The organism is Mycolicibacterium aubagnense (assembly GCF_010730955.1).
Taxonomy (GTDB): domain Bacteria; phylum Actinomycetota; class Actinomycetes; order Mycobacteriales; family Mycobacteriaceae; genus Mycobacterium; species Mycobacterium aubagnense.
This window is the reverse complement of sequence record NZ_AP022577.1, coordinates 1,560,306-1,574,970: the sequence shown is the minus strand read 5'-3', so window position 1 is coordinate 1,574,970 and position 14,665 is coordinate 1,560,306. Positions and strand designations below refer to the sequence as shown.

At 64.6% G+C, this 14,665-nt stretch carries 15 protein-coding genes; 10 read left to right on the top strand and 5 right to left on the bottom strand.

Annotation, left to right across the window (positions count from 1 at the left end):
- The first annotated feature begins 6 nt into the window (after positions 1–6).
- The 9 genes from G6N59_RS07805 (at position 7) to G6N59_RS07765 (ending at position 7,595) form a co-directional block, all read left to right on the top strand.
- Positions 7–636: an Rv1363c family protein gene (locus tag G6N59_RS07805; protein ID WP_138231592.1), complete on the top strand. Its 630-nt coding sequence runs from the start codon at positions 7–9 to the stop codon at positions 634–636.
- Positions 633–1,244, top strand: a complete 612-nt coding sequence (locus G6N59_RS07800) for an Rv1363c family protein (RefSeq protein WP_138231591.1) — start codon at positions 633–635, stop codon at positions 1,242–1,244. The genes G6N59_RS07805 and G6N59_RS07800 overlap by 4 nt, the downstream gene beginning before the upstream one ends.
- On the top strand, positions 1,234–2,040 hold the full coding sequence (locus G6N59_RS07795) for a hypothetical protein (protein ID WP_234884324.1): 807 nt from the start codon (positions 1,234–1,236) through the stop codon (positions 2,038–2,040). Before G6N59_RS07800 ends, G6N59_RS07795 begins: the two co-directional genes overlap by 11 nt.
- A gap of 177 nt (positions 2,041–2,217) precedes the next feature.
- Complete coding sequence (locus G6N59_RS07790) at positions 2,218–3,438, top strand: PAS domain S-box protein (RefSeq protein WP_234884323.1); 1,221 nt, start codon at positions 2,218–2,220, stop codon at positions 3,436–3,438.
- Positions 3,435–3,818 (top strand): STAS domain-containing protein, encoded by a 384-nt coding sequence (locus G6N59_RS07785; RefSeq protein WP_197907912.1) that lies wholly within the window; start codon positions 3,435–3,437, stop codon positions 3,816–3,818. The genes G6N59_RS07790 and G6N59_RS07785 overlap by 4 nt, the downstream gene beginning before the upstream one ends.
- A 1-nt stretch (position 3,819) precedes the next feature.
- On the top strand, positions 3,820–4,254 hold the full coding sequence (locus G6N59_RS07780) for an anti-sigma regulatory factor (RefSeq protein ID WP_138231590.1): 435 nt from the start codon (positions 3,820–3,822) through the stop codon (positions 4,252–4,254).
- A 44-nt stretch (positions 4,255–4,298) separates the two neighbouring features.
- The gene (locus tag G6N59_RS07775) at positions 4,299–5,303 is read left to right on the top strand and encodes a SpoIIE family protein phosphatase (protein WP_197907911.1); all 1,005 of its coding nucleotides are present in this window, start codon (positions 4,299–4,301) and stop codon (positions 5,301–5,303) included.
- Positions 5,304–5,491: 188 nt separating this feature from the next.
- Entirely contained in the window at positions 5,492–6,460 is a 969-nt protein-coding gene (locus G6N59_RS31810; protein ID WP_407665833.1) for a PAS domain-containing sensor histidine kinase, read from the top strand.
- Positions 6,461–6,809: 349 nt separating this feature from the next.
- Positions 6,810–7,595 (top strand): hypothetical protein, encoded by a 786-nt coding sequence (locus G6N59_RS07765; RefSeq protein ID WP_138231589.1) that lies wholly within the window; start codon positions 6,810–6,812, stop codon positions 7,593–7,595.
- A gap of 90 nt (positions 7,596–7,685) precedes the next feature.
- On the opposite strand, the gene G6N59_RS07760 is transcribed toward G6N59_RS07765, so the two are convergent.
- Both G6N59_RS07760 and G6N59_RS07755 read right to left on the bottom strand, forming a co-directional pair.
- Positions 7,686–8,825, bottom strand: coding sequence for an acyl-CoA dehydrogenase family protein (locus tag G6N59_RS07760; RefSeq protein ID WP_138231588.1), 1,140 nt, complete (start codon positions 8,823–8,825; stop codon positions 7,686–7,688).
- A gap of 13 nt (positions 8,826–8,838) precedes the next feature.
- On the bottom strand, positions 8,839–10,605 hold the full coding sequence (locus G6N59_RS07755) for an AMP-dependent synthetase/ligase (protein ID WP_138231587.1): 1,767 nt from the start codon (positions 10,603–10,605) through the stop codon (positions 8,839–8,841).
- 309 nt (positions 10,606–10,914) lie between these two features.
- Between G6N59_RS07755 and G6N59_RS07750 the strand changes: the two genes are divergently transcribed.
- Positions 10,915–11,505: a TetR/AcrR family transcriptional regulator gene (locus tag G6N59_RS07750; protein ID WP_138231586.1), complete on the top strand. Its 591-nt coding sequence runs from the start codon at positions 10,915–10,917 to the stop codon at positions 11,503–11,505.
- Positions 11,506–11,523: 18 nt separating this feature from the next.
- Here the strand turns inward: G6N59_RS07750 and G6N59_RS07745 are convergent, their stop codons facing one another.
- From G6N59_RS07745 to G6N59_RS07735, 3 genes are all read right to left on the bottom strand, one after another.
- Positions 11,524–12,213, bottom strand: coding sequence for an Abi-alpha family protein (locus G6N59_RS07745; RefSeq protein ID WP_138231585.1), 690 nt, complete (start codon positions 12,211–12,213; stop codon positions 11,524–11,526).
- Positions 12,214–12,286: 73 nt separating this feature from the next.
- Positions 12,287–13,126, bottom strand: a complete 840-nt coding sequence (locus G6N59_RS07740; protein ID WP_234884322.1) for a short-chain dehydrogenase/reductase — start codon at positions 13,124–13,126, stop codon at positions 12,287–12,289.
- The gene (locus G6N59_RS07735) at positions 13,123–14,640 is read right to left on the bottom strand and encodes a flavin-containing monooxygenase (RefSeq protein ID WP_138231584.1); all 1,518 of its coding nucleotides are present in this window, start codon (positions 14,638–14,640) and stop codon (positions 13,123–13,125) included. Before G6N59_RS07735 ends, G6N59_RS07740 begins: the two co-directional genes overlap by 4 nt.
- Positions 14,641–14,665 lie beyond the last annotated feature (25 nt).

Sequence of the window (14,665 nt, the reverse complement as noted above, 5' to 3'; positions counted from 1 at the left end):
GAAGTGATGAGTAAACAAACTGCCAGTGCCGATGTATTCGAGCAGGTGCAAGACACCGAGGCCGACGAGAGCCGATCGACGGTCGAAGCGGAGGCCACCGACGTGACCGAGGCGGATGCGTCCGCCGAGGCCGCGGAGTCGGCCGCTGCAGTGGCGAAGCGCCGAGTCCGCCTCGCCACGCTGGTGTGCGCCCTGCTGTTCGCGATACTGGTGACAGCGCTGGGATACTTGGGCTGGCGCCAGTACCAGCAGTACCAGGTCAACGCCGCGAGCGAGGCCGGGCTGCAGGCCGCCAAGGACTACGCCGTGGTGCTGACCACGTTGGACGCCAAGAACATCGACGAGAACTACCGCAAGTCGCTCGACGGGTCCACCGGGGAGTTCAAGGACGCGTACAGCCAGGGCGCCACCCAGTTGCGGCAGGTACTGATCGACAACAAGGCGTCGGGAACGGGCATCGTCGTCACGGCGGCCGTGAAGTCCGCGACGCCCGACAAGGTCGAGGTGCTGTTGTTCGTCGACCAGTCGATCACCAACGCGAACAACCCGAGCCCGCGCATCGACCGCAACCGCATCGACATGACCATGGAGAAGGTCGGCGACCGCTGGCTGGCCAGTAAGGTCGAAATCCTGTGACCGACAGGAAGACCGACGTCGCGGAGGCTGAGGAGGTCACTGAGGTCGCGGAGGTCGAGCCGCCCACGGCGGCAGACCCCGAGGCGCCCGAGGTCGCGAAGACCTATGCGATCCGGCGCAGCCTCTGCTGGGCCGCCGCGGCCTTGATCGTCGCGCTGTCCGCCGCAGCGGGGACGGCATGGGCACTGGTGTACGCCCAGCATCAGCACGATGCGGAGGCGGCCGGTGCCCTCGCGGCGGCGCGTGGCTATGCGGTGATGCTGACCACGACCGACCAGAACACGATCGACAAGAACTTCGCCGACGTCCTGGGCGGGGCGACCGGCGAGTTCAAGGATGCCTACAGCAAGGCCGCGGCGACCATGCGAAAGATGTTGATCGACAACAAGGTCAGCACGACCGGCGTCGTCGAGGATGCGGCGGTCAAGGCCGTGCGCGGCGATGACGTGGACGTGCTGTTGTCGGTGAAGCAGGACGTCACCAGCGCCGCCGCGAAAGACAAGCGGACCGACTACGTCAGCGTGTCGATGACGATGCGCAAGGTGGGCGATCGATGGCTGGCCGCCGAGGTGCTGCTCGCCGGAGCGGACGGTAAACGTGGCAGGTAGAGTCCGGGCCGCACTGGCCGCCTTGGGCGGGGCGGTCGTCGCTACGACATGGGTCACCGGTGCACCCGCCGCCCACGCGGCCATCGACAGCTTCTGCTCGCAACTCGGCGCGGTCTGGGACGGCGGTGCTTGCACCGCCGTGGTCAAATCCCAGCGTGAAGCCGAAATGCTGCTGTCCCTGCGGGTTCCGGTCGAACTGATCGACAACCCGACCGCCGGGCCCGTGCTGCGTGACTACTACACCCGGCTGTTCAACGGCTGGCGCGCCACCGGCAACACGACGCCGCGCGACAGCAGCGCCCGGGCCGACTACGAGATTATTCCCGGGCCCGGCGGGCTGCAGTCGGTGGTGGTCCACGAAACGTTCGAGCCGTTCGGTATTCAGGCCAACAACGCCTACCGATCGTTCCTCTTCGACATGAATACCGGGCGGCGGCTGTTCCTTCCCGATCTGTTCCGGCCGGGAGTCAATGCGAATCAAGCGGTTTCGGCCGCCGCCGCTCCGATCCTGCCGCCGGTGCTCGACGCGGCGTTGCCGCCGCATGCGCCCGGCACCTACCCGTTCACCGTGGCGGAGTTCCAGCCCGATGGCGACGGCCCCGGGTACTCGGGTAACTACCGAGCCTTCGCCGTGACCGGCGATTCACTGCGCCTCTACATGCCCGACCAACCGCTGTCCCGCGAAAGCCCAAGCCCGCGAGACCGATTCAGCTGGTCCATGGACGGCGGCACAGTGGTGGCAAACGTACCGCTGGCCGCGTTGGCGGGTCAGCTGAAACCGCAGTACGGCGGCTGAAGTACCCGCTGGCGACTCGGGTCGTCAGGGCGCACACTGTGAGCGGTACTCCCGGGACCGATCGGGTATTCCAGTATTGAGGGCTCCTGCCGGCCACCCATTCCGGTTCCTGGTTGGGGCCGGGGCGGTAGCATCGGCGCGGGCGGGTTGAAGGGGACATTCGAGGGAGCGTGAGCAGTGGTGCCGCCAGCAGGTGAGAACGATGTGCACGCGCGTCTTCGCGACGCCGAAGCAATGCTCGACGCGATCATTGAACACGCGATCATCCAGCTTGATCTGGCCGGTACCGTCGTCCGGTGGGGCCCCGGGGCGGAGCTGATGACCGGCTATTCAGCAGCCGAGATGGTCGGTAAATCGGTGTCGGTGCTCTACACCGACGAAGACCGCGCCGCTGGATTGGTTGATCGCGAGTTGGCGGCTGTCCGCGAGGCCGGTCGATTCGAGTTCGAGGGTTGGCGGGTACGCAAGGATGGGCGGCGGTTCCGGGCCGCGGTCGTTGTGACGGCGATCCGAGACGCGGCTGGCGTGGTGACGGGCCTGACGAAGGTGCTCCGCGATCTGACTGCCGAGCAGCAGCGCGCCGATTCGATGTTCCATGGCCTTTTGGAGTCGGCGCCGGACGCCATGGTCATCGTGGCATCCGATGGGCGGATCGCGCTGGCCAACGCACAGGCCGATCGGTTGTTCGGGTATCGCCGCGAGGACCTGATCGGCCGTGAGGTCGAGACGCTGATACCACCCCGGTTTCGGGGCGGTCATGAGCGATATCGCAGTAGCTTTTTCGCGGACCCTCGTCCTCGGCAGATGGGTGTCGGTCTGGAGCTGTGGGGCCTGCGCCGGGACGGCACCGAATTCCCGATCGATGTCAGTCTGAGCCCGTTGCGTACCGATGAGGGATTGCTGGTGTCGGCCGCGATCCGCGACGTCACTGAGCGCCGCGAGCAGGAGCAGCGACTACGCCGCCAGCACGAAGAAATCATGGAGCTGTCGACTCCGGTGATTCAGGTGTGGGACAAGGTCCTGACCTTGCCGGTGATCGGCACATTGGATTCAGCACGTGCCGCGAGGTTGACCGAAGGGCTGTTGTTCAAGATCGCTGAGACACAGGCCGAGGTCGTCATCTTCGATATCTCGGGAGTGCCCACCATCGACACCCAGGTTGCACAGCATCTGTTGGGCACGGTGCAGGCGGCGGCGCTGATGGGAACGACCAGCATCATGTGCGGGGTGCGGCCCGAGACCGCGCAATCGATGGTGCATCTGGGTATCGACATCGGCCAACTCCGGTCTCGCACGACGTTGCGCCACGCGCTGCAGCTGGCTCTGACACTGCTGGCCGAGCGTGCAGAAGCCGCGGCGGGAGTCGCCACGCTGATGGGGCCGGCGGGAGCAGGGTGAACGACGACGTCATCCCGGTGATGCGCATCGCTGACACGCTGCTTGTCACGCTGCAGGGCGATCTCGACGACGCCACCGTGATCCGCATCGAGAATCAACTCACTCATGAGGTCGCTCGCACCGGCGCGGCCGGGATGCTGATCGATGTCAGTGGACTCACTGCCGTCGACTCGTTCGTTGCGCGGGTATTGGCTCGGATCGTGGGCATGATCCAACTGCTCGGAGCGCAAGCCGCCGTTGTGGGCATTCAACCCGCGGTGGCCATCACACTCGTTGAGCTCGGTGTTCCGATGGGGCACCTGAAAACCGCGCTGAACGCCCAACAAGGCTTGGCTCTGCTGCATCGGCTGCGCCGAAACGACGCTCACCCAACCAACTGACATGGATCAGACCCTCCCGGATAGCACCATCGATCAGGCTGCCGTCACCATCACCGACGAAACGGATCTGATCGGAGTCCGCCACACGCTGCGGGCACATGCGCGCGCCGCGGGACTGTCATTGGTCGATGAAACGAAGTTGATCACCGCGGGCAGCGAACTGGCCCGCAACATCCTGGTCCATGCCGCGGGCGCAGGCGGTCGACTCGACGTTCAACAGGTCATGCGCGACCGTCGTCGAGGGGTGCGAGCCACCTTCACCGACGAAGGTCCCGGTATCGAAGATTTGGACGCAGCACTCACGGACGGGTTCAGCACCGCGGGCAGCCTCGGACTGGGTTTGCCCGGTTCGCGCCGATTGGTCGATGAGCTGACGATCAGCTCCTCGCCGGGCTCGGGCACCACGGTAACGATCGTGAAGTGGCAGCGGCGGTGAGACAGCCGCAGCATCACCGGCACCCCATCAACATGCCCGAAGACGTGGGCGCCCTGCGCAGGGCGGTGGCCCGGCTGGCCGCAACGCAATCCGCCGTACGCCTCGGTGAGGCCGAGCTCGTGGCCACCGAGCTGGGCACGAACCTGCTGCGGCATGCCGATCCGGGCGGCTACGTGCTGTATCGACAATTCGGCGACGGCATCGAGCTGCTATCGGTCGATACGGGTCCCGGCATGACCCCGCACGACATTCCCAGCGCAGCCGAGACGGTGCCGATTCGCCGAAGTTCCAGCCGTCGGGATGGCGGCAGCGGCGGGCTATCTGTAGGGCTGGCCAGCATCCGGCGGATAGCGACCGACTTCGGCTGCTATTCCACCCCAAGCGGGACCATTGTGCTGGCCCGGTTGCATGGTGCCGGCCCATCGACTGATGGGGGGTGGCGCTTCGGCGCGGTCAACGTGCCGCGCAAGGATGACGAAACCAGCGGCGATGCATGGGCGGTAACCGCCGGGCCGCAGTTGGCCGCACTTCTCGTCGACGGCCTCGGGCACGGTGACTCGGCCGCCACCGCAGCACAGGCCGCGGTCACTGTCTTCGATCAGCGACCGGTGACCGATCCGCGGGACTTTCTGCAACGGGCACACGAAGCCATGCGGGTCACCCGAGGCGGCGTGGCCGCGGTGTGCGTGATCGATCCACACAACGAACAGCTCACGTTTGCCGGGATAGGCAACATTGCAGGGCAAGTGATTCGCGGCAGCGATAAACAACACCTGATGAGCTATCCCGGAACGCTGGGTACGCACCTGCCCACTCCACGCATCCGCGTGGAACACTGCCGCTGGCCGCACGGGGCGACCCTCGTCATGGCCTCTGACGGACTGCGCTCCGGCTGGCGTCTGGATACCTACTCCGGGCTGCTACGCCATGACCCTTCCGTCATCGCCGCGACCCTGCACCGGGATTTCACCCGATCCACCGACGATGCGTGCGTGCTGGTGGTGCGCCATGATGACGAGATGTCCCGCGTTGAGCGCGATACGAGATGACTGCCATGAACAACGCTCCTGAGCCTGCGACATTGGCCGATGCGCTGAACGCGCTTCGCGAGCGCGACACCGCGCTGCGTCAGGCACACCGGCAGCTATCCGAGGCACACCAAGAACTCGAGGACACCAACCGCGGCATCATCGCGCTACACACCGAACTCGAAGCCGCCCGACACGCGGAATCCCGGTTGGCCGCCATCGTGCTGTCCTCTGATGACGCCATGATCTCCATGACACCGCAATGCGTGATCCAAACCTGGAATCCCGGCGCACAACAGTTGTTGGGCTATGCCGAAACTGAGATCGTCGGCCAATCCATGCGGACGCTGCTACCCCGGGCCTCTGAGGACGACTTCACTGAGTCATTGCAGCGAGTCCGCCGGGGCGACCATGCCCAGGCCTATGACACTCAATGGCACCGCGCCAACGGCACGGTGGTCGATGTGGTCGTTACTGTGTCGGCGCTTCGTGACAGTACCGACGAACTCATCGGTTACTCGGCGGTGGCCCATGACATTACCGAGCGGCTGCGTACACAGGCCGAGTTGGTTGCCGCGCGGGCCGAGTCCGACGTGCTGGCCGAACGTGACCGCATCGCCCGCGACCTGCACGACCACGTTATCCAGCGAGTCTTCGCCGTCGGAATCACATTGCAGGGCACCATCCCTCGCACACGCGGCGTCGATGTGCAGCAGCGTCTCGCTACTGCGGTCGATGATCTGCAGGGGGTTATCCAAGACATCCGTACGGTGATTTTCCAGCTGCACGGCGGATCCTCTGACATCACCCGGCTGCGCCAGCGACTCGATGAGGCAATCGCACAGATGTCGGGTGAACTGAACACCACCGTGCGGTACAGCGGACCCCTCTCGGTCATCGACGCGACCCTCGCCGATCACGCCGAAGCGGTCGTCAAAGAAGCGACCAGCAACGCGGTACGCCATGCGCATGCCACCACACTCACGGTCACCATCGACGTCGCAGATCTGCTGTGTGTCGATATCACCGACGACGGCCAAGGCATGCCTGAAAACATCACGACCAGCGGCCTGACGAACCTACGCCAGCGCGCCGAATCCCTTGGGGGAACGCTCACCATCGAGGAGCCGCCGGGCGGCGGCACCCGCCTGCGGTGGTCAGCGCCTCTGCCCGAGTAGCACTATGGCCAGCGATGTCCCTCGCCTGCTCCGGTTCGGACACCGATTCGGCGCTGTTGCTGACGTAGCCGTGGTCACCTTTGACCGCCACTCCTGCCGGCCCCCGGGCGACGGTGCTGGCATCGGCTTGTTTGCCGAACACCTACGCATCATGTGACTTTTGCCCCTAGGTTTCCCGCTGCGTCGGGACCATATTCGCTGCACGCATCCGGTAGCGCTGCCCGTCGTAGATCGGGAATCGGTAGCTATCTGTAGGGGAGACATGGAGCTGAAGCGAAGCAGATTTGAAGGGCGTCGCCATGAAGCAGCACCCCGACGATCGGAATGAGATCAATCTAGGAGGGCGACAATGACTTTGACCGTTTTCAGCATCAACGGGTACCAAGGCGACATGTGGACCGGTCCGCAGGCGGACGTGGCGCGGTACCTGTCAAATCAAGGCCTGAACCTCGGCTACTGGCAGCCTGTCGGCTACAACTGTGGCGCGTTCCCGCTGTCGGTCGGTGTGCAGTCGGGGCTGGCGGAATTCCAGCGGCTGCGGCTGCAGTGCCCGGGGCCCTACCTGCTGTCCTGTTGGAGTGAAGGGGCGATCATCGGCACGCTGGCTGTCAAAGCCGAACTGGCGGCAGGGATCACCGACTGCAAAGGTGCCGTCGCGTTCGGCAACCCGTACCGCGCGGCGGGCCACTGGAACCCCTCTGGCAGTGCTCCCGGCTCGGTCGGAGACCCCGGCGGGGCAGGCATCGGCGGTCCGAACAACAATTGGACGAATTCACCCGACTGGTGGCACAACTACGCTCACGGCCCCAACCAACCCAGCTACGACGGCAAGCCCGGCGTGGACATCTACACGTGCTGCCCGACCGACAAGACGGGCGACGTGATGAGGGTCATCTTCGACTTCGTGCTGACGCAGTGGAACGGTGCAATACAAGACCTGTGGGCTTTCGGGCAGGGGCTGATAGCCAATGGTGTATTCGAAGTTTTGGCAGTCATCAACGCCATCAATATGGCCATCGCGTTCTACTGCGGCGACCGGCAACAGTCACACCAGGACTACAGCCCGAATGCAGGGATGAACTACCTGGCCGGTATCGCGCGAGGCCTGGCCGGTTCGCTGACGGCGATGGTTTGACGGCTGTTACGGGCTGCCAACCCGGGCCGCGGACCTTCGGGCTGGGGCGAAGCTCTGGTTAGGTCTACCCGGTATGGATCGGTGAATCTCTCAGAGGTGGCGGGCGATGAGGTCCTTCATGACTTCGTTGGCGCCGGCGTAGATCCGAGAGATTCGACTGTCGACGAACAAGCGGGAAATCGGGTACTCCTCCATGTACCCGTAGCCGCCGTGTAGTTGCAGGCAGCGGTCAACGATCTCTGTCTGTTGTTCGGAGCACCAGAGTTTGACCTGAGCGGCGCGCTTGACGTCGAGCTCGCCGCGGACGTGACGCTGAATCGCGTCGTCGACGAACGTGCGCATCACATCGATGACGGTAGCGATGTCGGCCAGTTCGAAACGCGTATTCTGCAGGGCGAAAAGGGGTTTCCCGAACACGTGGCGTTCCTTGACGTATGCCACGGTGTGATCGTATGCGGCTTCGACCGCACCCAACGCGGCGACGCCCACGATGAGTCGTTCCTGCGGCAACTGCTGCATCAGCTGGACGAAGCCGCGCCCCTCGATGCCGCCGAGCAGGTTTTCCGCCGGTACCCGGAGTTCATCGAAGAACAATTCGGTGGTGTCCTGTCCTTTCTGGCCGATCTTCTTCAATTTGCGCCCGCGCTGGAATCCGGGAGTGTCGTCGCCGACCTCGGCAGCAAGCAGCGACAATCCGGCCGCACCCTGTCCTGGATCAGTCTTGGCCGCAATGATGATCAGGTCGCATGTCGCACCATTCGAGATGAACGTCTTCGCACCGGAGATCACGTACTCGTCTCCGACGCGTACCGCCCTGGTCGAAATGGCCTGCAAATCGGAGCCGGTGCCCGGCTCGGTCATGGCGATCGCCCCGATCCATTCGCCGGAAGCGAGCTTGGGGAGCCAGCGCCGCTTCTGCTCGGGGCTGGAGTAGGTGTTCAGGTAATGCGGGACGATGCCCGCGTGTACCCCCAACTGCATCGAGAGGTCACCCGCATAGGCCTGCTCCCGGAACAGTACCGCCTCGTGCGCGAAAGTTGCTCCGCCGCCGCCGAATTCCTCAGGTATGGACATCAGCAGCAAGCCCAAGTCGCCGGCACGGCGATACAACGCCCGGTCGGGCTCTCCGGCGGCGGCGAACTCCTCGTGGCGCGGGGCGACTTCTTTGGTGAAGAAGTCCCGGGCCAAGCCGGACAGGTCCGCCAGTTCGGTCGTCAATGCGTGGGTCACTGTCGTGTTCCTTTCAACTCAGGCGCGCGTACAGCGCGTCGATCTGCGCTGCGTACTTCTCGGCGATCGGCGCACGGCGCAGCTTGAGCGTGGGCGTCAGCTCATCACTGCCGGGAATCCAATACTGCGGCAGGACTTTCCAGCTGCGTATCTGTTCAACCCGGGATAGGCGAGCGTTCGCCAGCGTCACTGCCTCGGAAACAGCGCGCTGGATGGCTTCGCTGTCGACGAGCTCAGCTATTGCGGTGTCGCGGAGTCCGTGCCGGTCTGCGAACTCCGCGGCCGCGTCGGGGTCGAGCGTGATGAGCGCGGCGATGTGTGGCCGGTTGTCGCCGATGGCTGCGACAGCGCCGATCAGGGAGCTCGCGGCCTTCAATGCGCCCTCGATGTTGCTGGGCGACATGTTCTTTCCGCCGGAGTTGATGATCAACTCCTTCTTCCGGTCGACGATGCGCAGATACCCCTCGGCATCGAGCGAGCCGATGTCGCCGGTGTGGATCCAGCCGTTGGTATCCAGAATGTCCGCGGTGCGGTCGGGATCGCGATGGTATCCGCGCATCACGCCGCACCCGCGCACCAGAATCTCGCCGTCGGAATCGAGTTTGATCTGAGTGCCCGGGATCGGTTTACCGACCGTGCCCAGTTTGATCCGGTCTCTCGGGTTCACGGTCGTGACCGCCGAGGTCTCTGACATGCCCCAGGCCTCCAGCACCGGTACGCCGATCGCGAGCATGAACTCGAGAACGGAAACATCGATGGGTGCAGCGCCCGACACCGCAGCACTCAGCTGGTCCAGCCCCAGGCGCGAGCGAATCTTCGACAACACCAACACATCTGCCGCGGCGGCGGCCGCTTCGTCGAGCAGTCCCAGCCGGCCTCCAGCCAGGGTGGCTGCAGCCTTCTTCTTGCCGGCGGTCAACGCCCAGCGCGCCAAAGCCCCGGCCGGTCCAGCTTGCTCCGCTATGAGCGCCTCGATTCGGGCCCGAATCTTGTACCACAGCATCGGTACGGCGACGAAGAACGTCGGGTGTACCCGGCCCAGCACGTCGACCAAGGTCTTCGGGTCGCCGACGTCGGTGACCGTGATGCCGAAGTACATCGGCGCGTACTGGCCGATCCATCGATTGATCAGGTGCGCATCCGGCAGGTAGGACAGCACGCGGCCGCTGGCGAGGTTGCCGACCACACTGGGGATCACCTCGAGTTGGTACAGCAGGTTGGCGTGTGTCAGCTCTACGCCCTTGGGGTGCCCGGTGGTCCCGCTGGTGTAGATGAGGGTCAAGATATCGTCGCGCTGAACGGCCTTCCAGGCCGCGTCGAAGTCGAAATCGTCAGCACCGCAAGCGGTCACCTCGTCGAGGGTGAGTACACCGTGGCTTGATTCATCGACGGAGACGACATGGCGCACACCGGTGCCCGATGCGGCGGCGAGCACCTTCTCCAGATACTGCGCCTCGCTGACCACGACCACCGGCTCGGCGTTTTCGAACAGGTAGCTGATCTGTGCCGTGGCGCTGGTGTTGTACACCGAGAAGCCGACCGCGCCCAGGTGCATGACCGCGGCATCAACAACGTGGAATTCGCTGCGATTGGTCAGCATCATCGCAACCACGTCACCCCGGCGCACACCCAGCCCGGCCAATCCCGCGGCGACGCGTCGAACCTCGGCGCCGTACTGCGACCACGTCAATGCCACTGTGCCGTCAGCGTGGCAGATTGCTGCGGTGTCACCGAGCTCGGCAACGCGCCGTTGGAAATGCGCGCACAGGCTTTCGCTCATCACTGCCTTCCTCGGGATTTTCCTGCGTAATCCAGACCGCTTGCGGCGCAGCTGCGGTGCGCCGCGTATCGACGGCGGCAGGGTCGCCACCGTTGGCTCTGAAACAGTAGAACATATCGAGTATGATTGTTTCAAGGCTGTGCAGTGGCCGCACCGCGCACGCCATCCAATTTGCCCGGATCTGCGTGAAATACCTTGCCCGACAGAAAGAGCGCCGTGTTGACAACTCAGCGTCGACCGGGCGGCGCTTCGTGTCCGGTGAGTGCGGCCGCTACCGATAGCCCCAGGCGGACCACCGGGGACCGCGCCATGACCACAAACCGGGGTGATCACGCCCGTGCGGCAATCTTGACGGCGCTGCGCGCATTGCTGGAGCTGAACCCGATCTCTGAGACTTCGGTGCAGGCGATCACTCGGCAGGCGGGGGTCACTCGAACCGCGTTCTACTTCTATTTCGATTCCAAGTACTCCGCGCTGGCCGAACTGTTGCACGGCCGCACCACTGCCGCCATGCTCGATCGGTCGTTTGCGGTGCGGATGCCCGGGGAATCGACGCGAGCGTTGATCGCGCGGGTCATCACCGGCATACGTGCCGCGCTGGCGGCCGACGATCCGGTGTGGGCGTCGTGTCGCGCATCGGCAGGCTATGAACCTGAGATCGCCGAAATCGTCGCTGACGTGGAGGACGCCATCACCCGCCGGATCGTGGCGATTGTGGTCACCGAAGTATGCCAAGGCGCCCAACCGATCTCGGCCGACCTGCCGGCGCTGGTCCGTGTTCTGACCACCGCGACGGTCACCGGTTGTGCTCCCGCGCGTTTCGGAGCACCGTCTGGCCAACCCGATCCCGCTACTGACGTGGTGCCGGCCCTGTGGCTGAATGCATTGTGGCCCAGGTAGTTCGGGAAATCGTGATCCCTACGGGGAATCGTTGCCCATTGATATCGTCCACAGCTCGTGCCCGAGTTCGGACAGACGCAGACTGAGCTGCTCGACCCGAGCTGAATGCCGCGCCGCCTCGGCGTCGGCGATGGCACGCGTGACGCTGGGTTCTGCCATGAGTACCTCGTACCCGGCTTCCGATTGGTCTGCCTGCGGTCCGATTTCAACCAAACCGAGTTGCAGCAGGTTGGCGACGTACGTCGGCACCATGGTCGGCAATGTGACGCCTGCGGTGCGGCCGATGAGAGACGTGTTGGTCAGGACGGCCCGAGGCGACGACCACCATCGAGACTGCGAATAGACGTTGACAAGCGGCGAGGCGGTGCCGTCTGACAGCGCACGGAGAATCCGTGCCTCGTCGGCGACAAGCTGGTCGACGATACGGGTGTACAGCTCCAGCCGGGTCTCGCAGGTGCTCTGTTCGACCGAACGATCCAACAGCCCGGCCATCTTGGTGTGAAGCGCATCGTTCAGTTGGGGCACGTCATTCGGTGTCGTAACGGCACCATCGGCGGGCCGCGATTGCGAGTTCGAATGCGCGGCGGCGTGCCCCTGCGACGGCACCCCCCGCATGGGGAGGCCGGCGTTTCCCGCGATGCGTAGGCCTCGCCGGGCGAATGTGGTGACGGTCCCGATCAGGCCGTGCACATCGGAGGTGGTGACCATCGTTTCATCTCATTTCTCGAAGGCGGTTCTTTCGGCTGGTTGGTGTTCGGGGTTCCGGGCGAGAGCCAGCATGTCACCGCTCCAGTTGCCGGATGATGTTGGCGACCGTCGGGTTGGCCGCGAGCTGCTGATCCAGGATCACGTTGATGACACCGCGAAGCCAGGCATAGGGAATCCATGCTCGCGGAGCGATGCTGCTTGCTTTGCGTTGCCTGACCGCATCGACAATGCGTGCGGCGGCGTAGTCCGCGTCGATGCGTTGGTTCAACGGCCAGGGCAGCAGTTCGCCGATTCGCCGGCCCACCGGATCGTCATCGAGTGTCGTGCGGGCCAGCGCGGTGTCGACGATGCCGAAGTAGGAGATTCCGACCGTTACGTGATGCGCTGCCAGCTCGATTCGCAACGCACGCCCGAGCTGCTCGACCCCGGCCTTGCTGATCATGTACGCCGCACCGCCCATCCCCGGTGCGAACGCTGCGCACGAACCGATGAGCTGAATGTGTCCGCGGCTGGAGATGATGTGCTCGGTCGCCGCGCGGACGGTGTGCACCGCACCGAGCAAGTTGATGTCGATAACCCGTTGGAACGCATCGGGTTCAATCGTGCGCAGGGTCGCCGGCGGTGGTGTGACGCCGGCGTTGGCGACCACCACGTCGATACGTCCCCAGGTGCCGACCGCTTGGTCGACCGCGGCGGTCAACGCCTCGGCATCACGCACATCAGCCACGACGCCGATGGTGTTGCTCCCCAGCAGCGCCTGGGCCTTCCCGAGTTGCTCGTCGTCGACGTCGACAAGGACGACTCGGGATCCGGCCGCGACGAACCGGGTCGCCGCCTCGAAGCCGATTCCCTGTGCCGCGCCGGTGATGAAAACCACTGCGCCGGAGAGGTTCATCGCTGGATGTGCGGTCATCGCCCGACCACCAACTCGGTATCGGTAGCCGCGGGTGGTGCGGTCGCATAGCGGATGTCGAACTCTCCGAGACGAATTCGGCGCATCTGATGCCGGAAGGTGAAGACGAAGCCGGGCCAGAAGGTGAAATTGCGGCCAGATGGGCTCAGGTAGTAGCTCTGACAACCGCCAGAGTTCCACACGGAGTCGGCGAGGCGGCGGTCGACGTACTCGACAAAGTTGTCGAGGGTCTCGTCCGACACCTCGATACTGCGGATCTGGCGGTGGCGCATCTGCGCGAGGGCGTCGAGAACGAAGTCGAGCTGCGCTTCGATCGTCACGATTTGCGACGTGTACACCACCGAGTTCGGGCCGAGAATCATGAACAGATTCGGAAAACCTGGAATGACGGTGCCGAGGTGCGCTTTCATCTCGCCGCCGGCCCATACCTCCGCGAGGCTACGGCCGTCTCGACCGTGGATGCGGGTGAAGCCCTCGTTGTGGGCCAGCTTGAACCCGGTTCCGAACACGATGGCGTCGAGGCGATGGTGGGTGCCGTCGGCAGTCTCGATCCCGTCCGCGGTGACGCGCCGGATCGCCGAGGTTTCCACGACGGTGTTGTCCGCTGCGAGCGCGGGGTAGTACGTGTTGGAGAACGTCGGGCGTTTGCAGCCGAACGCGTATTGCGGTGTCAGCTTTGCGCGGAGGTCCTCGTCGCGAACCTGTCGACGGAGATGCCACATCCCGACGGCCGCCATCGGCTGCAGCAGCGTCGGGAGATGGACCAGACCGGGCACCATCGCCTCCTGAACCAGGCTGACCGCCGAGCGTGCCACGCGCTGGACGAGTGGGGCCGTGCGGAACGCCGAACGCACCGCGGGCCCGACCGGGCGGTCCGGGTGGGGCAGTATCCACGTTGGTGTCCGTTGAAACACAACCAGTTTGGCGACGTCGGGCTGAATCTGCGGGATGAATTGCACGGCCGAAGCGCCGGTGCCGATGACACCGACTGCCTTTCCCCGCAGGTCGACATCGTGGCGCCATTGCGCTGAGTGAAATGCCGGGCCCGAGAAGTCTTCGAGCCCTGGGAGATCCGGGATCGACGGTTCGCTGAATGGTCCGGTGGCGACCACGAGAACGGTAGCGGTGAAACGTTGACCGCCTGCGACGATCTGCCACACCTGCGCCAGGTCGTCCCATGAGGCGTCGGTGACATCATGCCCGAGTCGAATGTGCGGCCGGATGCCGCTGCCATCGACACATTTTTCGATGTACGACTTCAGTTCTCGCTGCAGCGGATAGAGGCGGGTCCACTCCGGATTCGGTGCAAAAGAGTAGGAATACAGCACCGACGGGATATCGCACTGCGCTCCCGGGTACGTGTTCGCCTGCCATGTGCCCCCGATGTCGGTGGCCCGCTCGAACACGAGAAAGTCGCTGTCGCCGGAATCCTTGAGTCGCATTGCCGCGCCGATCCCGCCGAATCCGGCACCGATGATCGCGGTATGAACGTGTGTGGGGGCGGATTTGGTCATGGTGTGTCCTTGCTGTGTGCCGGTG

Coding starts and splice junctions, on each gene's coding strand:
- G6N59_RS07805 (WP_138231592.1), top strand. CDS start 7: ATGAGTAAACAAACTGCCAGTGCCGATGTATTCGAGCAGGTGCAAGAC.
- G6N59_RS07780 (WP_138231590.1), top strand. CDS start 3,820: ATGGATCAGACCCTCCCGGATAGCACCATCGATCAGGCTGCCGTCACC.
- G6N59_RS07765 (WP_138231589.1), top strand. CDS start 6,810: ATGACTTTGACCGTTTTCAGCATCAACGGGTACCAAGGCGACATGTGG.
- G6N59_RS07755 (WP_138231587.1), bottom strand. CDS start 10,605: ATGAGCGAAAGCCTGTGCGCGCATTTCCAACGGCGCGTTGCCGAGCTC.
- G6N59_RS07750 (WP_138231586.1), top strand. CDS start 10,915: ATGACCACAAACCGGGGTGATCACGCCCGTGCGGCAATCTTGACGGCG.
- G6N59_RS07745 (WP_138231585.1), bottom strand. CDS start 12,213: ATGGTCACCACCTCCGATGTGCACGGCCTGATCGGGACCGTCACCACA.
- G6N59_RS07740 (WP_234884322.1), bottom strand. CDS start 13,126: ATGACCGCACATCCAGCGATGAACCTCTCCGGCGCAGTGGTTTTCATC.
- G6N59_RS07735 (WP_138231584.1), bottom strand. CDS start 14,640: ATGACCAAATCCGCCCCCACACACGTTCATACCGCGATCATCGGTGCC.